The sequence below is a fragment of the Micromonospora sp. NPDC005324 genome (assembly GCF_040607155.1).
In the GTDB taxonomy this organism is placed as follows: domain Bacteria; phylum Actinomycetota; class Actinomycetes; order Mycobacteriales; family Micromonosporaceae; genus Micromonospora; species Micromonospora trifolii.
Genome location: NZ_JBEXGE010000008.1, coordinates 25097 through 45323 on the forward strand (window position 1 = coordinate 25097; position 20227 = coordinate 45323).

Sequence of the window (20227 nt, forward strand, 5' to 3'; positions counted from 1 at the left end):
GTGTTGGGAACTGAGACGGCACTGTGAGTCAGCCCACCCTGTTCGGCGCGGGTCCCGCGCCAACGCCCCGACTCGCGGACTCCGGCCCCCGGTACACACCGGTCGAGCTGGCCAAACTGCTGCGGTTGCCGGCGCCCACCCGGGAGCAGGCCGCGATCATCGCCGCCCCGGTGGAGCCGCTGCTGGTCGTCGCGGGCGCCGGGTCGGGCAAGACCGAGACGATGGCCGCCCGGGTGGTCTGGCTGGTGGCCAACTCGTACGTGCGGCCGGAGCAGATCCTCGGGCTGACCTTTACCCGCAAGGCGGCCGGCGAGCTGGCCCACCGGGTACGAACGCGGCTCGACCAGTTGATCCGCCGACTGGGCCGGCAGGAACGGAACCCGCTGGACGACCCGCTCGCGGGTGAGCCCACCGTCTCCACCTACCACTCGTACGCCGGGCGGATCGTCACCGAGCACGGGCTGCGGGCCGGCTACGAGCCGTCCACCCGGCTGCTCACCGAGGCGTCCCGCTGGCAGTTGGTCGACCTGCTGGTGCGCAACTACGACGGCGACATGTCCGCTGTGGACCGGATGCCGAGCACCATCACCGACGCGGTGCTGGCGCTCGCCGGGGAGCTGGACGAGCACCTTGTCGCACCGGACGACCTGGCGGCCTGGACCGGTCGGTTCTTCGCCGAGGTGCAGTCCCGGCCGGGTCGGGTGTACGCCGACGTGCGCAAGGCGCTCACCCTCCAGCAGACCCGGTTGCGTCTGTTGCCGCTGGTGCGGGCGTACGCCCGGCGCAAGGAGGACTTCGAGGCGATGGACTTCGCCGACCAGCTCGCCCGGGCGGCCCGGGTGGCCCGGGACCACCCGGGGGTCGGCGTGATCGAGCGGGACCGCTTCCGGGTGGTGCTGCTCGACGAGTACCAGGACACCAGCCACGCCCAGGTGGTGTTGCTCAACGCGCTGTTCGGTGGCGGGCACCCGGTGACCGCTGTGGGTGACCCGTGCCAGTCGATCTACGGCTGGCGGGGGGCCAGCGCGGGCACCCTGGACCGGTTCCCCACCGAGTTCGCCCGCGCCAACGGCGAGCCGGCCCCGGCGCTGGGGCTCACCACGAGTTGGCGCAACCGCCCGGAGATCCTCCGGGTGGCGAACACGCTCTCCACCCCGCTGCGGGCGGCGGGTGCCCGGGTGCCGGAGCTGCGCTCCGCGCTGACCGTCCGGGACCCGATCCCGCACCGCAGCCCGGGCGGTACGGCCGGCGGCACTGTGCACTGCGCGATGCTGCCCACGTACGCCGAGGAGGCCGACTGGATCGCCGACAGCGTGCTCGCCGCCTGGGGCGGGGCGGCCGGGATGCCGGGCGCGGCCCCGGAACACATCCCGGTGGCCCGCCGCCCGACGACCGCCGTGCTGGTCCGGGTGCGCAGCCAGATCCCGGCGATCGAGTCGGCGCTGCGGGAGCGGGGCCTACCGGTCGAGGTGGTCGGGCTGGGCGGCCTGCTGGACACCCCCGAGGTACGCGACGTGGTCTGCACGCTGCGGGTGCTGGCCGACCCGACCGATGGCGCCGCGCTGCTGCGGTTGCTCACCGGCGCCCGTTGGCGGATCGGGCCGCGTGACCTGGTGGCGTTGCACCGGCGGGCCCGGGCCATCGCGAACGCCCGGCGACAGGTGGCCGCCGACGAAGCCTCGGAGATCAGCCCCGACCTGTTGGACGAGGCGACTCTGGTGGAGGCGTTGGCCGACCTCGGGCCGGCGCAGGCGTACTCGGCGGAGGGGTTCGCGCGGCTGCGCGCGTACGGCCGGGAGTTGGCGCTGCTGCGCTACCGACTGGACCAGGCGCTGCCGGACCTGATCGCGGACATCGAACGGACCATCGGTCTGGACGTGGAGGTCGCGGTGCGGGCCGGCCGGGACGGCGCCGGCGACGCGGGCCTGGCCCGGGGGCATCTGGACGCGCTCGGCGACGTGGCGGCCCGGTTCAGCGGGGAGACGCCCGGGGCGACCCTGTCCGGGTTCCTGTCCTACCTGGCCGCCGCCGAGGACGAGGAGCGTGGTCTGGCGCCGGGCGAGGTCGAGGTGGTGGAGGGCGCGGTGCAGGTGGTCACCGCGCACGCCGCCAAGGGCCTGGAGTGGGACGTGGTGGCGGTGGCCGGGCTCAGTCGCGGGCTGTGGCCGGGGCCAGTCCGCAACTCCGACCACTGGCTGGGTGGGCTGGGCGTGCTGCCGTTCCCACTGCGCGGCGACGCCGACGGGCTGCCCGAGCTGGCGCTCGACGAGGCGGGGGACCAGCGGGCCGTGGCGCGGGCGGTGACCGACTTCACCGACGCGTGGCGGGCCCACGACGAGCGGGAGGAACGCCGGCTGACGTACGTGGCGGTCACCCGGCCGCGCCGGCTGCTGCTCTGCTCCGGTTACTGGTGGGGGGAGGGCACGAAGCGACCGCGGGGTCCGTCGGTCTTCCTGCGTGAGGTGTACGACGCCTGCCTCGACGGCGGCCCGGGGCACCTGATCGACGCGTGGGCGCCGGAGCCGACCCCCGACGCGACGAACCCCACGGCCGAGGTGGTGCTCCGCGCCGAGTGGCCGGCCGACCCGCTGGGCGGTCGCCGGCCGGCGTTGGCCGAGGCGGCCGGGCTGGTGCGTCGCCTGATGACCGACGGTCCGGCGGCGGCGCTCCCCGGGCCGGTCGGGCCGGTGCTCGCCACGCCGGTCACGCCGACCGGGTCGACGGCCGAGCCGGTCGAGCCGGTCGAGCCGGTCGAGCCGGAGGTGGATCCGGAGGTGGCGCGCTGGCAGAGTGAGGCGGACCTGTTGTTGGCGGAACGCGCCGAGCTGACCCGGCTCTCCGGTGCGATCGAGGTGGCGCTGCCCGGGGCGCTGAGCGTCACCCAGCTGGTCGCGCTGCGGCGCGATCCGGCGGCGCTGGCCCGTACGCTGCGTCGCCCGGTGCCGGCCGAACCCAACCCGTACGCCCGTCGAGGCACCGCCTTCCACGCCTGGTTGGAGCAGCGCTTCGGCGCCGACCGCCTGTTGGACCTGGACGAGCTGCCCGGCGCGGCCGACGCCGATGCCGCACCCGACGAGGCGCTGGTCGAGCTTCAGGAGCGGTTCCTGGCCAGCGAGTGGGCCGACAGGTCACCGGTGGAGGTGGAGGTGCCGTTCGCCTCGGTGATCGCCGGAGTGGTGGTGCGGGGCCGGATGGACGCGGTCTTTGCCCGGCCGGGCGGTCGGTTCGACGTGGTCGACTGGAAGACCGGCGCACAGCCGACCGGGCCGGCGGCCGACGTGGCAGCCGTGCAGCTGGCCGTGTACCGGCTGGCCTGGGCGGAGTTGGCCGGCGTGCCGGTCGACCGGGTGGGCGCGGCGTTCCACTACGTCCGGCACGGGGTGACCGTCCGGCCCGCCGACCTGCTTGATGTGACGGGCCTCACGGCCATGATCGCCCAGTTGCCCGAAGATTCCGCCCAAGCTTGACCCTGACGGGGGAAGCTGTGGTAGCTTAGCCGGGTTGCAGTTTTGGTTACCAGAGACTCTGTGTGCGCCTGGCGGGATTGTGGCCCCAGGCGCTCTTTGTTGTGTCCGGAGTTCTCCGGGCGGGGCGACCAGAAGCGACAGGCGATTCGCGCATCCCCGCGCGGAGCGCTCCTCTTCGGGCAGGCAACACGTGCGTGTCCGACGTTCCGTCAAGGAGACGAAACACATGGCTATTGGCACCGTGAAGTGGTTCAACGCTGACAAGGGCTTCGGCTTCATCACCCCGGACGGCGGCGGCGCTGACGTCTTCGCCCACTTCTCGGCGATCCAGTCCTCCGGCTACCGGAGCCTGGACGAGAACCAGCGGGTCGAGTTCGAGGTGACCCAGGGCCAGAAGGGCCCGCAGGCGGAGAACATCCGCCCGCTCTGATCTTCGGATCGGTCAGCATTATCTGTCCCGCCCTCCGGGTGTGACGGTGACGGGACCGGCCCGCCCCGCTGTCGCCTGCGCATGCAGGCGGCGGCCCGGCGGCGGGCCGGCCCGTACTCCAATCGGTTCGTGCTTGTGAGTCCTGGCTGCCTTGCGCCGCCGGTTGACAGCGCCGACTTCGGCGCCCTCCCTCGACACGTTCCGCGTCGAGGAAGGCTCGTTTCCGCATGACCACAGTTATTCCTTCGTTCGCTCATACCGGTCTGGCACCGGCGCTGCTCACCGCGCTGACCGCGCAGGGCATCACCGAGCCGTTCCCGATCCAGACGGCGACGCTGCCCGACTCGCTCGCCGGCCGGGACGTGCTGGGCCGGGGTCGTACCGGCTCCGGCAAGACCCTCGCCTTCGGGCTTCCGCTGCTGTCCCGCACCGCCGGCCGTAAGGCCCGTCCGGGTCGCCCGCTGGCCCTGGTGCTGGTGCCGACCCGCGAACTGGCCCAGCAGGTCACCACCGCGCTGGCCCCGTACGCCCGCGCCGTCGGGCTGCGCTGCACCACAGTCGTCGGCGGCCTGTCGTTGCAGCGGCAGGCGGACGCTCTGCGCGCCGGCGCCGAGGTGGTCGTCGCGACCCCCGGCCGGCTGCACGACCTGATCAACCGTGGCGACGCCCGGCTCGACCAGGTCGAGATCACCGTCCTGGACGAGGCCGACCAGATGGCCGACATGGGCTTCCTGCCGCAGGTCACCAAGCTGCTGGAGCAGGTCGCGCCGCAGGGGCAGCGGATGCTGTTCTCCGCCACGCTGGACGGCGGTGTGGACCGGCTGGTCCGCCGCTTCCTGAGCAACCCGGTCACCCACTCGGTCGACCCGGGCACCGCGACGGTCACCGCGATGACCCACCACGTGCTGCACGTCGACGCGCTGGACAAGCCCGACGCGCTGACCCGGATCGCCGCCCGTGAGGGCCGCACCATCCTGTTCATGGGCACCAAGCACCGCGCCGACCGGCTGGCCCGCCAGCTGCTCTCCAAGGGCGTACGCGCGGCCGCGCTGCACGGTGGCAAGTCCCAGCCGCAGCGCACCCGGATCCTGGAGCAGTTCCGCAACGGTCAGGTGACCGCCCTGGTCGCCACCGACGTGGCGGCCCGTGGCATCCACGTGGACGGCCTGGACATGGTGGTCAACGTGGACCCGCCGACCGAGGCGAAGGACTACCTGCACCGGGGCGGCCGTACCGCCCGGGCCGGCGAGTCCGGTTCGGTGGTCACCCTGGTCCTGCCGGAGCAGCGCCGGGACGTGTCCCGGCTGATGGCCACCGCCGGCATCCGGCCCGAGTCTGTCCAGGTGCGCCCGGGTGACGGTGCGCTGGCCCGGGTGACCGGTGCCCGCGAGCCGTCCGGTGTGCCGGTGACCATCGTCGCTCCGCCGGCGCCCGCCTCTCGGGCCCGTACCTCCGGCGGCTCGGCCGCTGACGGTGGCGCCCGGCCGGCGCACCGCGCGTCGGGCCGGTCCCGTCGCCCGCGTCGCCCTCGTACCGTCTGATCCTCTGCGCGTCGACCGACCCGTCCCGCTTCGGCGGGGCGGGTCGGTTTTGTCTACGCGGTGTTCCGGGCCGGTCGGCTGTTCCGTGCGACCCGACCGGTCAGCCGGCAGCCCTGTGTGGCCCCTCCACTGCGTCGGTAATCAGCCTCCGCTGGGTCGGCTGGCCGACTGCGCCCCGGCCGGTCGTGGTCGAGGCTGACCGACGGGGGAAGTCGGGCGGGGGGCCCGGCTCGGGAGGGGTGACCATGGCGGGCGAAGCCGGCTCGGGCGCACTGCGTGAACTGATCCTGGTGGTCGCGGTCGCGCTCGCCGGCTTGTTGCTCGCCATGGTTGCGGCCTTCGCGCCCTGGCATGCCTCCCCGGCGGGTAACGCTCCCGCCGGTCTGGTGGAGCTGCACAGTCCCGGCGACCCGGGCCTCGGCCCGGCGACCGCACACGTGGGCTGAGCAGCGACCGGCCTACCGGTGCCGGCGGAGGGGCAGGCCCGGTCAGGATCGGTACGAGGTGTGGTCGGGTCGGCGGGGCACCGACCCGACCACATCGCCTTCGCCGCTCAGGAGGTGGTGGGGGCGTGGGTGAGCAGGTCGGCCAGGGTGGTGCTGTCGACCACAGTGGCGATCGCACCGTGCACCGCCAGCCAGACGTCGGTGAGCCCGGCGGCCACCCCGTGATAGCCGGCCCGCTCGGCCGGCAGACCGCGCACCGTGGTGAGCGAGCCGCCGACCGCACGCAGCACGTCTCCGACGGTGATCTCGTCGGCTGGGCGGGTCAGCGCGTACCCGCCGTCGGCGCCGCGGTGGCTGTGCAGCAGACCGGCCCGGCGCAGGTCGAGCAGGATGCCCTGGAGGAAACTGAGCGGGATGTCCTGCACCTCGGCCAGGCTGGCCGCCTTCACCAACTCTCCTACCCTGTCGCCGTCGCCGCCACTGGCGGCGGCGACGGCGAGCATCGCCCGGAGCGCGTAGTCGCTGCGCGCGGAGACGTACACGGGTCAGTTGCCCGCCTGGTCGAGTACGCCCCAGCGACGCCGGATCGCCTTGTCCGCCGCGCCGAACGCGGCGTCCACGACCAGGCCGACGACCAGGATGACGATCATCGTGGAGAGCAGCCAGGGCGCGTCGGACAACTCCCGGGAGTAGGTGAGCTGGGCGCCGAGCGAGGTCTGCGAGATGCCGCTCACGAGCAGCTCACCGGCCATCAGGCTGCGCCAGGAGAAGGCCCAGCCCTGCTTGAGTCCGGCGACGATCGCCGGAAGGGCAGCCGGCGCGATGACGTACCGGTAGAGGTTGAGACCCCGCGCGCCCAGGTTGCGGCCGGCGCGCTTGAGCAGCGGCGGCACGTAGTCCACGCCGGAGATCACCCCGTTGGCGATGGACGGCGCCGCGCCCAGCACCACCACGAAGAAGATCGCCTTCTCGCTCAGCTCGAAGAGCAGGATGGCCAGCGGGAACCAGGCGATCGACGGCATGGTCTGCAAGGCGGTGATCATCGAGCCGATGGCGGCGCGCAGCACCGTGGACCGGGCCACCGCGAGGCCCAACAACAGTCCGACGGCGACCGAGAAGACGTACCCGAGGGCGGCCCGTTGCAGCGTGGTGAGCAGGCCGTCCCAGAGCTGCGGGCCCTGGGCCTGCTCGACAAGCTCGCGGCCGACCTCCAGCGGCGCCGGCAGTGAGTACGGCGGCTTCCAGCCCGTCCAGACCACGAGCTGCCAGGCGGCGATGGCGATGGCCAGCGCGGCCAGCTTGGGCCAGGTGGCCGCCCAGATCCGGGCGCCCCGGGAGACCTCCTTGTCCCGGCCGGCGATCTCCAGTGCGTCGAGCCCCGAGATCTCCGCGTCGGTACGCGCCGAACTGGTGAGGGTGTCACTGGCCATGGCGGCCCACCTCCGTACGGAGCCGCTCGGTGACCTCGGCGGCGATGGCGGCGACCTCGGGGGAGTCGATCCGGCGCGGGCGCGGGATGTTCACCTCGGTGGAGTAGATGATCCGGCCGGGTCGGCTGGAGAGCAGGATGATCCGGTCGGCCAGCCGGGCCGCCTCGCGGACGTTGTGCGTCACGAAGAGCACCGAGAGTTTGCGCTCGGACCAGATCCGTTCCAGCTCGTCGTGCAGGATGTCGCGGGTCATCGCGTCCAGCGCGCCGAACGGCTCGTCCATCAGCAGCACCGGGGTGTCGAGGGCCAGGGTGCGGGCCAGCGCGACCCGCTGCCGCATTCCGCCGGAGAGCTCGTGCGGGCGCTTGCGGCCGAAGTCGGACAGATGCACAGTGCGCAGCAGTTCGGCGACCCGCTCGCGACGCTGGGCGCGGGGCAGGCGGCGCAGCTTGAGGGGCACCTCCACGTTGGCGTCGACGGTCAGCCACGGGAAGAGCGCGGGCTCCTGGAACATCAGGCCCGGGTTGGCGTCGCCGGCCAGGGTGATCTGCCCACCGCTGACCCGGTCCAGCCCGGCCACCAGGTTGAGCAGGGTGCTCTTGCCGCAGCCGGACGCGCCGACCAGGCAGACGAACTCGCCGGGCGCGACGTCCAGCGACACACCGTCCAGGGCCAGGACGGCGTTCGTCCCGCGCCCGTACACCTTGGTCACGCCGGAGAGCGCGACCGCTGTGGTCGCGCTCCCCGGCGTCGTCGTGGTCGACGTCATGGCTGGACGACCTCGGGCCTGCCCTGCGCCTTGAGCGCGTTGTTGAGGTACTTCAGGTCGTACAGGCCCTTGAGGTCCACCGGCTCGGTCAGGTCCACGTCGACGGCGTGGTCGAGCCCGGCCTTGAGCGAGGACGAGATCGGGTCGTTGGTGAACTCCAACGTCGGCCACGCCTGCTTGATGAGCTTCAGGTCCAACGGCTTGCCGGTGATCTTGCCGATCGCGTCGGAGATGGCCTGCTGTGCCTCCTCCGGCTTGGTGTTGACGAACTCGTTGGCGGCCACCTGGCCGTCGACCAGCTTCTGCACCACGTCCGGGTGCGCCTTGAGGAACTTCGTGCTCACCAGCAGGTTGGTGATGACGAACTTCTTGTCCGGCCACAGGTCGCGCTCGTCGACCAGCACCTTGCCGCCGGCGTTGACCAGGCGGGAGACGAACGGCTCGGGCACCCAGGCGCCGTCGATCCCGCCGCTGTTGAACGTCTCGATGGTCTGGGCGTTCTCCTGCGGCACGATCTTGACGTCACCACCACCCTCCTTGGTGGTGGTGAGGCCCTGCTGCTTGAGCCAGTACCTGATCGCCACGTCCTGGGTGTTGCCCAGCTGCGGGGTGGCGATCTTCTTGCCCTTCAGGTCCTGCGCGCCGGTGATGCCGGGCTTGACCACCAGCGCCACGCCGCCGGAGGCCGCGCCGGAGACGACCCGGACGGCCTCACCCTTGGACTTGGAGAAGGCGTTGACTGTCGGGTTCGGACCGATGTAGGTGGCGTCCAGCGCGCCGGAGAAGACCGCCTCGATGGCGGCCGGGCCGGCGTTGAAGGTCTTCGGGTCCAGCTTGACGTTGGCGCCGAGCTTCTCCGCGAAGATGCCCTTCTCCACGCCGACGACCGCCGACGCGTGGGTGATGTTGGGGAAGTAGCCGAGGCGCAGCGTCACCGGGCCGGAGCTGCCGCCCGCGCCCTCACTGTCGTCGCCGCACGCGGCGGTGCTGCCCAGGGTCGCCGCGCCGACCGCGGCGAGGGTGGCCAGGGTGACCAACCGGCGCAGGGGGAGCCGTCTCATCGTCATCCAATCCGCAGTATTCCTACTTAGTTGGTAGGAAGACTGGGCCAGGGCGAGGTCAGCGTCAAGGCCCATCCACATGGCGGGATGGCGCGTCTCAGTTATGTCGGTATTTCCTACCAGCTTGCTAGGGTAATCGGCATTCGGTCACCGGCAGAGAGGCGACTTCGCGATGACCTTCCACTGGTTCCTGCCCACCTCCGGCGACGGCGACCAGGTCGGTGCCGCCACCGTCACCGCCGGCGCCGCGAGGCACGACCGGGCCGCGACGGTGGCCTATCTGGCCGAGGTTGGCCGGGCCGCCGAGACGAACGGGTTCAGCGCCGTTCTCACCCCGGTGGGCGCCGGCTGCCCCGACCCGTGGATCGTCTGCGCCGCTGTCGCACAGCACACCGAGCGGCTCGGCATGTTGGTCGCGGTCCGGGCCGGTTTCGCGCTGCCCACCCTGATCGCCCAGCAGGCCGAGGCGTTTCAGGCCGTCTCGGGTGGCCGGCTCTCGCTCAACATCGTGACCGGGGGCGACCCGGCCGAGCAGCGGGCGTACGGCGACTTCCTCGGGCACGACGACCGCTACGCGCGTACCGGCGAGTTCGTCGAGGTGCTTCGCCGCGCCTGGGCCGGCGGGCCGTTCGACTACGCCGGAGAGCACTACCGGGTCGACGGCGGCGGCCTGGCCACACCACTTGCCGCGCCTCCGCCCGTCTACTTCGGCGGCGCGTCACCGGCCGCCGAGACGGTGGCCGCCCGACAGGCCGACGTGTACCTGATGTGGGGCGAAGCACCGACGTCGATAGCGGCCCGGGTCACCCGGGTCCGGGCGCTCGCCGCCGGGCACGGCCGCACCCTGCGCACGGGCCTCCGCCTGCACGTCATCGCCCGGCCGACGAGCGCCGAGGCGTGGGCCGAGGCGGACCGGTTGCTGGCCGGGATGAGCCCGGAGCGGATCGCCGCCGCCCAGGCCCGGTTCCGCCGGATGGACTCGTTGGGCCAGGCCCGGATGGCCGCGCTGAACGCCGGCCGCGCCGACGGGCTCACCGTCGCACCGAACCTCTGGGCCGGCGTCGGCCTGGTCCGCGAGGGCGCCGGCACCGCGCTGGTCGGCAGCTACGCCGAGGTAGCGGCCCGCATCGACGAGTACGCCGCGCTCGGCGTCGACGAGTTCATCCTCTCCGGCTGGCCGCACCGTGAGGAGGCGGAGCGGGTCGGCACCGAGGTGCTGCCCCTGGTGACGGCCCCGGTCGCGGCGGCTCCGGGAAGGTCGCGGGTGGCGGAGGTGTCGACGCGCTAGGGTCGACTCCGTGGCGGCGCGGAGATCCAGAATTCCAGCGACGAAGTATCCGGTCGAGCGGTTCACCCTCGACAACGGCCTGCGGGTGGTGCTCACCCCCGATCGCAGTGCCCCGGTGATCGGGGTGGCGGTGGTCTACGACGTCGGCATCCGCTCGGAGCCGGAGGGGCGGACCGGCTTCGCCCACCTCTTCGAGCACCTGATGTTCCAGGGCTCGGAGAACCTGGAGAAGCTGGCCCACTTCCGGCACGTGCAGGGCGCGGGTGGCACCTTCAACGGCTCCACCCACCTGGACTACACCGACTACTTCGAGACGCTGCCGAGCAACGCGCTGGAACGCGCGCTGTTCCTGGAGGCGGACCGGATGCGGGGCCCCCGGCTGACCGAGGAGAACCTGCGTAACCAGGTCGACGTGGTCAAGGAGGAGATCAGGGTCAACGTCCTCAACCGGCCGTACGGCGGCTTCCCCTGGCTGACCCTGCCTCCGGTCATGTTCGACACCTTCCCGAACGCCCACGACGGCTACGGCTCGTTCGACGACCTGGAGTCGGCGACCGTCGCCGACGCCGCGGACTTCTTCCGCCGCTACTACGCCAGCGGCAACGCCGTGGTGGCCGTCAGCGGCGACATCGACGTGGCCGAGGCGACCGAGCTGGTCACCCGGCACTTCGGCGACGTGCCGGCCCGACCGGCACCGCAACGGCCCGACTTCACCGAGCCCGACCTGAGCGCCGAGCGGCGCACCTCGTACACCGATGCCCTGGCGCCGCTGCCGGCGGTGGCCGGCGCCTGGCGCGTGCCCGACCCGGTCACCGACTTCGCCGGCTACCTGCCGTACGTGGTGCTGGCCGAGGTGCTCACCGACGGCGACGCGTCGCGACTGGTCGAGCGACTGGTGCAGCGGGACCGCACGGTGACCAGCCTCGGCGGATACCTCGGTTTCATGGGCGACCCGTTCGACGTCCGCGACCCCACCGCGCTGCTGTTGCAGGCGCACCTGCCGCCGGGTGGCGATGTGGACAAGGTGCTGCGCACCATCGACGAGGAGCTGGACCGACTGGCCACCGACGGGCTGACCGACGGTGAGCTGGCCCGCACCCAGGCCCGGATGGCGACCCACCTGCTGCGCGACACCGACGCGGTGCTCGGTCGGGCACTGCGGATGGCGGTGCTGGAGCAGCAACGCGGCGAACCAGGCCTGCTCAACGAACTGCCCCGGCTGGTCGGCGAGGTCACCGAGGAGCAGGTCCGGGCCGCCGCGGCCACCCTGCGCCCGGAGCGCCGGGCCGCCATCGAGGTCATCGCCGGAGGTGCCCGATGAGCGCGACCACCGCTACCGCTCCGGTCGGGCCGCGTACGCTGCCGCCGCTGGGGCCGACCCGCAAACTGAAGGTGCCCCGGCAGGCCGAGCGCACGCTGCGCAACGGTCTCACCGTGATCGCCGTACGCCGGCCCGCCGTACCCCTTGTCGAACTACGACTCTGGGTGCCGTTCGGCCGGGTCCACCTGGCCCGAGGCGCGATGCTCTCGCAGACCATGCTCTCCGGCACCGAGTCGATGACCAGCGTGCAGATCGCCGCCGAGTTGCAGAAGGTGGGCGGTGGGCTCTCCGCAGGCGTCGACCCGGACCGGCTGATGCTCTCCGGCGCCGGCCTGGTCACCGGTCTGGACCGGATGCTGGAGCTGCTGGCCGAGGTGCTGACCGGTGCGAGCTACCCCAGCGACGAGGTGGCCACGGAACGGGACCGGCTGGTCGACCGGATCCAGGTGGCGCAGAGCCAACCGGCGCACCTGGCCCGGGAGGCGCTGCTCAAGCGGATCTACGGCCGGCACCCGTACGCGACGCAGACGCCGGATCCCGGCCAGATCCGTGCCGTCCGGCCTGCGGCGCTGCGCACCCTGCACTCGGAGCGGGTCCATCCGACCGGCGCGCAGTTGGTGCTGGTCGGTGACGTGCAGCCGGAGAAGGCACTCGATGCGGCCGAGCGGGCGCTCGGCGGCTGGTCGGGTGCCGGGCGGGTGGCCGAGCTGCCGGCGACCCCGCCGCTGGAGCCGGGGCCGCTGCTGCTGGTCGACCGGCCGGGCTCGGTGCAGTCCTCGCTGCGGATCGCGCTGCCGGCGGTGCCGCGCACCGACCCTGACCACGCCCCGCTGCAACTGGCCAACCTGATCTTCGGCGGCTACTTCTCCTCCCGGTGGGTGGAGAACATCCGCGAGGACAAGGGCTACACCTACGGCCCGTACTCCTTGATCGAGCACTCCGTCGCCGGTTCGGTGCTGGTCGCCGCCGCCGACGTGGCCACCGAGGTCACCGGCCCGGCTCTGCTGGAGACGACGTACGAGCTGGGTCGGTTGGCGTCGCTGCCGCCGAAGCCCGAGGAGTTGGAGCAGGCCCGGCAGTACGCCCTGGGCACCCTTCAGCTCGGCATGTCCACCCAGGCCGGGTTGGCGGCGTTGACAAGCGCGTACGCCGGCAACGGTCTGCGCTTGGACTTCCTCGCCGAGTACGCGGCGAGGTTGGCGAAGGCGAGCATCGACGACGTCGCGCAGGCGGCGGCCCGCTACCTGGCCCCGGCCCGAGCGGCGATCGTGGTGCTCGGCGACGCGGAGCGGATCACCCCGGGGCTGGCCGCGCTGACCACGGTTCACACCGAGCAAGACGCGTGAGCGAGCGGAGCGAGCGAGCCATGGGGCTCAGCAGCGGGCTGTCTCACGGCGGTGCGCAGCGAAGCGGAGCGCCGGCGTGAGCGGGGAGGCGGCGCCGCCGTTGGCGCGGTCCACGCTGGATCGGGCTGCGCACCGGCGGGGTGACTCGCAGTGGTTGACCGAGGCGTGGTTGCGCGCCCGCGTGCTGCTGCTCGATTCGACCGACGAGGGTCGGACGCTGGCTCGCACCGAGACGTCTCCGCCGACGTTGGTGCTGTTCGGGGCGGGTGATGTGCCCGCCGGGTCCGAGTCGATGGCGATGTTCCTGGGTGTCGAGCCGGACGGGGTGCCGGTCTTCGCTGTCGACACGCCTCTTCCGGCGATCCCGGGGACCCGGGCGGTCCACCTCCGGGAGGTGGGTCACCTGCTCGCCGACCGGGAGGCCGGCATCTTCACCACAGCGTTGGCGCTGGTCAACTGGCACACCCGACACGGCTATTCGACGAGCACCGGCGCGCCGACCGCTATGGACGAGGCCGGTTGGTCGCGGGTGGACCGCAATGGTGGGCGGATCTGGCCGCGTACCGACCCGGCGATGATCGTGCTCGTTCACGACGGCGTGGACGGCCCGGACGGTCGCTGCCTGCTCGGCAACAACGCCGGCTGGCAGGGCACCCCGGGTGGTCGCCGTTACTCCTGCCTGGCCGGCTACGTGGAGCCGGGCGAGTCCGCGGAGGCGGCCGTGCTGCGCGAGGTCCGCGAGGAGGTGGGCATCGGGGTCGAACGTATCGGGTACGTGGGCAGCCAGGCCTGGCCGTTCCCCGGCTCGCTGATGCTGGGCTTCCTGGCCACCGCGAACCCGACCGAGCCGGTGCGGGTCGACCCGTCCGAGATCGCGTACGCCCGGTGGTTCTCCCGTCGGGAGATCGGGGCGGCGTTGGCCGGGCAGACGGTGGACGTGGGCGACGGGGCCCGGCTGATCCTGCCGCCTCCGTCGTCGATCGCGCTGTTCCTCATTCACCGCTGGCTCGACGGTTGGGTGGACGCCGACCGCTGAGCACGGTCCCGACCCGTGGCCGCCGTTGCCGCGGCGGTCACGGGCCGGGAACACGGGCCGTCGTGGTCGGCGGGTGCGAGTAACGCGGCGGGGGAGCCGGTCCGACCACGACGGACGACCTGTGGAATCAGGTGCCGGTGCGGCCTGGTCTGTGTCGGAAGGCGGGCCGCGACTCGATCAGCGGGAGGACCTTGACCCGTTGCTTGCCGGCGCGGACCGCGCCGACGGTGGCCAGGGCGCGGGCCAGCAACAGCGCGGCGTCCCGGTCCTCGGCGTGCACGATCTGCCGGCGCGGCTCGGGCGTGGTCGTCTCGTCGCGAAGTCGGTGGCCGTCCGCCCAGGCGGCGGCGATGTCCCCGTCAGCGACGGCGCGGATGTCGGTGCGAACGATCAGGAACCGCATGAGGGTCTCCGGATGAACCGCGACGGATGAGCCAGTGTGGAAGTTCCACGTACTCGAGGGCCATGTTACGCCCCGTGTTCGTCCCAGCAACTGAAACGCGCCTATCGGTTTCGAGCCTCGTCCGATCGGCGGATGGCTGCTCAGCAGGGTCGTCGGGTCGCGAAGCGACGGAGCTCGTCGGGTGCGACGCGACGGGGCCGCCGGCAGTGCGCCGACGGCCCCGTACCAGTCACTGAATCAGTTCAGATCGAACTGGCCCTTCTTCGCCCCGGTGATGAAACCGAGCCATCCCGCGCGGTTGAACAGCAGCACCGGGCCGCCCCGGTCCTTGCTGTCGCGCAGGGCGACCGCCGACGTGCCGGTGGCGAGTGGGGCAACCTCCACGCAGTTCGAGGTCTGGCTACGTGTGCTGGTACGCCACGGGGCGTCCGCCAACGAGTGGGCGGAGACGGACGGCGTGTTGCGGATGTCTTTCATGGTTCTGCTCCTGATGTGCAGCGATCCGATGGGACGAGTGGTGCCGCACGTCCCGACGGAGGGTCCCCCGTGGATCACCGGTCCGTCAGTCGCCCCGATTCCCGGCGGCGTTGGGTCGGCGCCGTTGCCGGCCCGAACGCCACTGTGGATGGGGGCGTCGCCTCGGTCAGCCGTCCCGTCGCCTCGATCAGCCAGGAGAGGGTGTCCGAAGCGTTAAGTGCCGCCGTGCATAGCCACTCGAACACCACTTTATAGCGATTTAGCGTGATTGACTCGGTCGACATGACGTCGGTGAACCCACCTTCGATGGCCAATGTCTCCGGATCGAGGGGATCGGCGAACCGATAGACCGAGAAGGCGGTCGGCGGAAGGTACCAATTTCCGATCTGGGTCTCCCGGGGCAGCACGTGCAGGGCCACGTTGGGCAGCAACGCCAACTCGCAGAGTTGGAGCAGCTGCTCGTGCAGCACCTCCGGCGGCCCGGCCCGACGGCCGAGAGCCGCCTCCTCCAACACCGCTGTGTAGCGGGGAGCGTGCGGTTCGCGGGTCAGCAGCGACTGGCGGGCCAGCCGGGCCTGCACCTCGGTCTCCGGCTCGTCGCCGGGCTCCGGCTCGCCCGCGCCCGCGTTCACCTGCCGGGCCGACACGATCCGGAGCTGGGCGTACCCGGGGGTCTGCATCAGGCCCGGCACCAGCACCGGGTTGTACTCGGAGATCTCCGCGCAGCCCGCCTCCAGCTCGGCCCAACTGCGCTGTTGCTGCGTCATCACCGGAAAGTTCTTCAGCCAGCCGCGCATGTCGCCGGCCTCGTTGGTGATGCCCAGCAGCTCGTCGTGCACCGCCTGGTCGGCGCCGTAGAGGTCGAGCAGGTCGCCGACGTCCTGCGGGTCCGGTCGGCTGCGGCCGTTCTCCAAGCGGGACAGTTTGGACGCGGAGGCCCAACCGATACGCTCGATGACCTGATCGCCGGTGAGGCCCGCGGCCTCACGTAGGCGGCGCAGCTCGATGCCCAACCGGCGACGACGCAGGATCGGGCTGGGTGCGGCAGGAGGCACAGTGTCCTCTTTCCCGTCGACCGCCGCAGACGCGACGGTAACTGTATGAAATTCGCCCCCCACGGTCAGTATGGACGGCGCGACCGGTGTCGGAGGTTCCGGCGAGGGCGTGTCTTGCGAAAATCGCACCACGGGAATGCCGGATGACGACGGACCCGCGGTCGCGGCCCGTCGACCTCGCCCATCTGGGCACGCCATCCCGCCGGAGGGACCCCATGCGCACGATCCTGCGCCGACCCGACTTCCGCCTGCTCTTCGGCGGCCTGCTGGCCAGCATGACCGCCGAGTCGATCCTGCTGCTCGCACTCGCCATCTGGGTCAAGGATCTGACTGGCTCGAACGGGTTGGCCGGCGCCACGATCTTCGCGGTCATCGCGCCGATGACGCTGGCGCCCCTGGTCGGCTGGGTCGTCGACCGCTACCCGCGCCGGCCGTTCTTCGTGGCCGCGAACGTGCTGACCGCGGTCCTGCTCGCCCCGTTGTTCACCGTCCGCGACGCGGGCGACGTCTGGGTCGTCTATCTGGTGGCCGCCCTGTACGGACTCTCGTCCATCACGCTCGGCGCGGCGCTCAGTGGGCTCATCCGCGAGATGGTGCCTGTCGAGCTGCTGGCCGACGCGAACGGCGTGCTCCAGACCGTGCGGCAGGGGATTCGACTGGTCGGCCCGCTGGTGGGCGCGGCGCTCTACGCGGCGCTCGGCGGGTGGGTGCTGGCAGGGATCGGCATGGTCGGATTTCTGACCGCGGCGGCGGTGGTCACCGCGCTGCCCAGACCGCAGCAGCTGCCACCGGCCGTACGGCTGCGGTGGCCGGCCGAACTGGGTGCCGGCCTGCGGCACCTGGCCGGCGAGCCGGCCCTGCGGCGGGCCCTGCTCGGCTACGGGCTCGGGTCGCTGGTGATGGGCTTCAGTGAGTCGCTCATCTTCGCCTACGTCGACCAGGGGTTGAACCGGGATGCCGCGTTCGTGGGCGTGCTGGTCACCGTGCAGGGCGTCGGCGGGTTGCTCGGCGGACTCTGCTCACCGACGCTGGTCCGCCGGCTCGGAGAGGTCGGCACGCTGGCCGCCGGGGTCGCCTTCTTCTCTCCGGCCGCGCTCGCGCTCGCGTTCCCCGATCTGCGGCTCGGTTTCGCGGCGGTGCTGCTGGCCGGGGTCTCGCTCCCGCTGACGATGGTGGGGTTGCACACGCTGATCCAGCGCCGCACCCCGCCGTCGCTGGTCGGTCGGGTCGCCGCGGCCACCCAGGCTGTGGTCAGCGGGCCGCAGGCGTTCTCCATCGGGGCGGGCGCCCTGCTGGTCGGGTTTTTGGACTACCGGCTGCTGTTCGCGCTGGTCGGTGTGGCCACGCTGGCCGCCGGCAGCTACCTGTGGCGGGGCCGGCACCTGAGCGCGCCGGCCGGGGCCCGCCCGCCGACGCCGCCCACCCGTCCGACGCTCCCGGCGCCCCGCCGACCGGTCGAGGACGCCGACCGACCCGGGCTTGCGGCGCCCACCGACCGTCGCCACCGTGACCCGGTCCCGGACACGACGAGCGGCCGCCCCGGGTGGGGCGGCCGCGCACCGAGAATGAACCGGCAGATCAGGCGTTGAGCGTCTCCAGGTGCTGCTTCACCTGGGTGATCGAGGGATTCGTCAGGGCACTGCCGTCGGCGAAGCGCAGCGTCGGCACCGTCTGGTTGCCGCCGTTGACGCTCATCACGAAATCCGCGGCCTTCGGGTCCTGCTCGATGTCGACCACCTCGTACCCGATGCCCTCCCGGTCGAGCTGCGACTTCAGCCGGTGGCAGTAGCCGCACCAGGGGGTGGAATACATCGTCAGCATCCTCGGATCCTCCAACTCCTCCGGCCGCGGCTTGCGGATCAAGCCGAGCCTGTTCGCTGCAACGCTGGGAGGAGCTGAGATGATTCCTGGTTGTGGTGGTTCACTCAGCGTCGGAACAGGTGCTCGCCGGGCTGGACCCTGAGCAACGCTCCGCCGTGACCGCACCTGCCGGCCCGGTCTGCATCCTGGCCGGCGCTGGCACCGGCAAGACCCGGGCGATCACCTCCCGCATCGCCCACCGGGCGCTCTCCGGGGAGATCTCTCCCCGGCACGTGCTCGCTGTCACCTTCACCGCCCGCGCCGCCGCCGAGATGCGACAGCGTCTCACCCTGCTCGGGGCGCAAGGTGTCCAGGCGCGCACATTTCACGCGGCGGCGCTACGCCAGGTGCGGTACTTCGCGCCCCGGCTGCTGTCCGGCCGCGCCATGCCCGAACTGCTGGACAGCAAGGTACGACTGGTCACCCTCGCCGCCGCCCGGGTCGGCCTGCGTACCGACCGGGCCGCCGCCCGTGACCTGGCCGGCGAGATCGAGTGGGCGAAGTCGTCGCTGGTCGAGCCGACGGACTACGTGGTGGCCGCGGCCCGGGCGCTGCGTGACACACCGCACGAGCCGACGAAGGTCGCCGACGTGTTCACCGCGTACGAGCAGATCAAACGGTCGAACGGCGTGATCGACTTCGAGGACATGCTGCGAGCCGCCGTGTGGGGCATCGAGGAGCACCCGGACGTCGGCGAGCAGATCCGCACCCAGTACCGGCACTTCGTGGTCGACGAGTACCAGGACGTCAACCCACTCCAGCAGCGGCTGCTGGAGGCCTGGCTGGCCGGCCGCAACGACCTGACCGTGGTCGGCGACGCCAGCCAGACGATCTACTCGTTCACCGGGGCGACCTCCGCGTACCTGGTCGACTTCCCACGCCGGCACCGCAACGCCACTGTGGTGCGGCTGGTCCGCGACTACCGCTCCACCCCGCAGGTGGTCGGGCTGGCCAACGCGGTGATCTCCCAGGCCCGAGGCACCGAGGCGCGGTTGCGGCTGGAGCTGAGCGGGCAGCGCCTACCCGGCCCCGAGCCCGACCTGCGGATCTTCACCGACGAGCCGGCCGAGGCGAACGCGGTGGCCGCGCGTTGCCGCGCGTTGATCGACGCGGGCACGCCGGCGAAGGAGATCGCCGTGCTGTTCCGGGTCAACGCGCAGTCCGAGGCGTACGAGAAGGCGCTCACCGAGGCCGCGGTGCCGTACGTCGTGCAGGGCGCGGAGCGGTTCTTCGAACGGACCGAGGTGCGACAGGCGATGGTCGCGCTGCGTGCCGCCACCCGCTCGATCCCGGGGGAGACACCGCTGCCGGCCGCCGTCGTCGAGGCGCTCACCGCCGTCGGCTGGGCCCCGGACGCGCCCCCGGCCGGCGGCGCGGCCCGCGAGCGGTGGGAGGCGCTGTCCGCGCTGGTCCAGCTCGCCGAGGAGTACGCGGCCACCCCCGAGGTCGTACCGATCGGCGAGGCCGCCTCGGTGGAGCGCCCGGTCACCCTCACCGACTTCACCGAGGAGTTGGCGCGCCGAGCCGCCCAGCAGCACGTGCCGACGGTGGACGGCGTGACGTTGGCGTCCCTGCATTCGGCGAAGGGGTTGGAGTGGGACGCCGTCTTCCTGGTCGGCCTCGCCGAGGGCACCCTGCCCACCACGTACGCCAAGACCGTCGAACAGGTCGAGGAGGAGCGCCGGCTGCTCTACGTCGGGATCACCCGCGCCCGGGAGTGGCTGTGGTTGTCGTACGCCGCCGCGCGCTCGCCGGGCGGACGGGCCCGGCGGCCGTCGCGGTTCCTGCCCCAGCTGGACCGCTCCGGCGGCACCGAGCGGGCGACCGGCGGCACCGGTCCGGCCGGTCGTCCCGAGCGGCGGCGAACCCAGATCGTCTCCTGCCGGATCTGCGGCGCCACCCTGCTCGCCGGCCCGGACCGCAAGCTCGGCCGCTGCCCCACCTGCCCGTCCGACATAGACGATGAGCTGCACGAACGGCTGCGCGAGTGGCGGCAGCGGGTGGCCGGTGCGCAGAAGGTCCCGGCGTACGTGGTCTTCACCGACGCGACGCTTGTCGCGTTGGCCGAGCGGCGACCGGGCCGGTCGGAAGAGTTGATCGCCATCGCCGGCATCGGCCCGCGCAAGCTGGGCCTCTACGGCGAGTCGGTGCTGGCCCTCGTGGCCGGTGCCGGGGTGGACGATGTCTGCCCGGAGAAAACTTTCGAAATCTCGTCGTAAATTCGTTTGCCCTCGCCCCGGCGCGAGGAATAGCCTCAGAACACACCACGCGAGCGGCGCCATTCCGGCTGCTCACGG

Annotated in this window: 17 protein-coding genes and 1 pseudogene; 10 read left to right on the forward strand and 8 right to left on the reverse strand. The window is 72.2% G+C overall.

Annotated elements, in window-relative coordinates:
* Positions 1–23: 23 nt before the first annotated feature.
* The 4 genes from ABZS40_RS10575 (at position 24) to ABZS40_RS10590 (ending at position 5884) form a co-directional block, all read left to right on the forward strand.
* Positions 24–3467, forward strand: a complete 3444-nt coding sequence (locus ABZS40_RS10575) for an ATP-dependent DNA helicase (protein ID WP_354943072.1) — start codon at positions 24–26, stop codon at positions 3465–3467.
* Positions 3468–3693: 226 nt separating this feature from the next.
* Positions 3694–3897 carry a cold-shock protein gene (locus ABZS40_RS10580; protein WP_007464836.1) on the forward strand — a complete coding sequence of 68 codons (204 nt, stop codon included), beginning with the start codon at positions 3694–3696 and terminating at the stop codon, positions 3895–3897.
* Between the two features lie 227 nt (positions 3898–4124).
* The gene (locus ABZS40_RS10585) at positions 4125–5438 is read left to right on the forward strand and encodes a DEAD/DEAH box helicase (protein WP_354943073.1); all 1314 of its coding nucleotides are present in this window, start codon (positions 4125–4127) and stop codon (positions 5436–5438) included.
* Between the two features lie 245 nt (positions 5439–5683).
* On the forward strand, positions 5684–5884 hold the full coding sequence (locus ABZS40_RS10590; RefSeq protein WP_354943074.1) for a hypothetical protein: 201 nt from the start codon (positions 5684–5686) through the stop codon (positions 5882–5884).
* Between the two features lie 107 nt (positions 5885–5991).
* Here the strand turns inward: ABZS40_RS10590 and ABZS40_RS10595 are convergent, their stop codons facing one another.
* From ABZS40_RS10595 to ABZS40_RS10610, 4 genes are read right to left on the reverse strand one after another with little or no spacing between them, the layout of a single operon-like run.
* Entirely contained in the window at positions 5992–6426 is a 435-nt protein-coding gene (locus tag ABZS40_RS10595) for an Rrf2 family transcriptional regulator (RefSeq protein ID WP_354943075.1), read from the reverse strand.
* 3 nt (positions 6427–6429) lie between these two features.
* A complete protein-coding gene (locus tag ABZS40_RS10600; RefSeq protein WP_354943076.1) occupies positions 6430–7314 on the reverse strand; it encodes an ABC transporter permease in 885 nt (294 codons plus the stop codon).
* The gene (locus ABZS40_RS10605; protein ID WP_354943077.1) at positions 7304–8083 is read right to left on the reverse strand and encodes an ABC transporter ATP-binding protein; all 780 of its coding nucleotides are present in this window, start codon (positions 8081–8083) and stop codon (positions 7304–7306) included. The genes ABZS40_RS10600 and ABZS40_RS10605 overlap by 11 nt, the downstream gene beginning before the upstream one ends.
* Positions 8080–9144, reverse strand: a complete 1065-nt coding sequence (locus tag ABZS40_RS10610) for an ABC transporter substrate-binding protein (RefSeq protein ID WP_354943078.1) — start codon at positions 9142–9144, stop codon at positions 8080–8082. Before ABZS40_RS10610 ends, ABZS40_RS10605 begins: the two co-directional genes overlap by 4 nt.
* A gap of 172 nt (positions 9145–9316) precedes the next feature.
* On the opposite strand from ABZS40_RS10610, the gene ABZS40_RS10615 reads away from it, so the two are divergent.
* The 4 genes from ABZS40_RS10615 to nudC all read left to right on the forward strand — a co-directional run bounded on the left by ABZS40_RS10615 (position 9317) and on the right by nudC (position 14135).
* On the forward strand, positions 9317–10432 hold the full coding sequence (locus tag ABZS40_RS10615; RefSeq protein ID WP_354943079.1) for an LLM class flavin-dependent oxidoreductase: 1116 nt from the start codon (positions 9317–9319) through the stop codon (positions 10430–10432).
* 10 nt (positions 10433–10442) lie between these two features.
* Positions 10443–11753, forward strand: coding sequence for a pitrilysin family protein (locus ABZS40_RS10620; protein WP_354943080.1), 1311 nt, complete (start codon positions 10443–10445; stop codon positions 11751–11753).
* Entirely contained in the window at positions 11750–13099 is a 1350-nt protein-coding gene (locus ABZS40_RS10625) for a pitrilysin family protein (RefSeq protein WP_354943081.1), read from the forward strand. The genes ABZS40_RS10620 and ABZS40_RS10625 overlap by 4 nt, the downstream gene beginning before the upstream one ends.
* Before the next feature lie 76 nt (positions 13100–13175).
* Positions 13176–14135, forward strand: a complete 960-nt coding sequence (gene nudC, locus ABZS40_RS10630) for an NAD(+) diphosphatase (RefSeq protein WP_354943082.1) — start codon at positions 13176–13178, stop codon at positions 14133–14135.
* Between the two features lie 127 nt (positions 14136–14262).
* On the opposite strand, the gene ABZS40_RS10635 is transcribed toward nudC, so the two are convergent.
* The 3 genes from ABZS40_RS10635 to ABZS40_RS10645 all read right to left on the reverse strand — a co-directional run bounded on the left by ABZS40_RS10635 (position 14263) and on the right by ABZS40_RS10645 (position 16070).
* A complete protein-coding gene (locus ABZS40_RS10635) occupies positions 14263–14538 on the reverse strand; it encodes a hypothetical protein (protein ID WP_091406149.1) in 276 nt (91 codons plus the stop codon).
* Positions 14539–14775: 237 nt separating this feature from the next.
* Positions 14776–15015 carry a DUF397 domain-containing protein gene (locus ABZS40_RS10640; protein WP_354943083.1) on the reverse strand — a complete coding sequence of 80 codons (240 nt, stop codon included), beginning with the start codon at positions 15013–15015 and terminating at the stop codon, positions 14776–14778.
* Between the two features lie 74 nt (positions 15016–15089).
* Positions 15090–16070: a helix-turn-helix transcriptional regulator gene (locus ABZS40_RS10645; RefSeq protein WP_354943084.1), complete on the reverse strand. Its 981-nt coding sequence runs from the start codon at positions 16068–16070 to the stop codon at positions 15090–15092.
* Between the two features lie 215 nt (positions 16071–16285).
* Between ABZS40_RS10645 and ABZS40_RS10650 the strand changes: the two are divergent.
* A pseudogene (locus tag ABZS40_RS10650) lies at positions 16286–17479 on the forward strand (MFS transporter); the annotation flags it as partial.
* A gap of 169 nt (positions 17480–17648) precedes the next feature.
* Here ABZS40_RS10650 and ABZS40_RS10655 read toward each other — a convergent pair.
* A complete protein-coding gene (locus ABZS40_RS10655) occupies positions 17649–17891 on the reverse strand; it encodes a mycoredoxin (protein WP_112681335.1) in 243 nt (80 codons plus the stop codon).
* A gap of 92 nt (positions 17892–17983) precedes the next feature.
* Between ABZS40_RS10655 and ABZS40_RS10660 the strand changes: the two genes are divergently transcribed.
* Entirely contained in the window at positions 17984–20149 is a 2166-nt protein-coding gene (locus ABZS40_RS10660; RefSeq protein ID WP_354943085.1) for an ATP-dependent DNA helicase UvrD2, read from the forward strand.
* Positions 20150–20227: the final 78 nt, after the last annotated feature.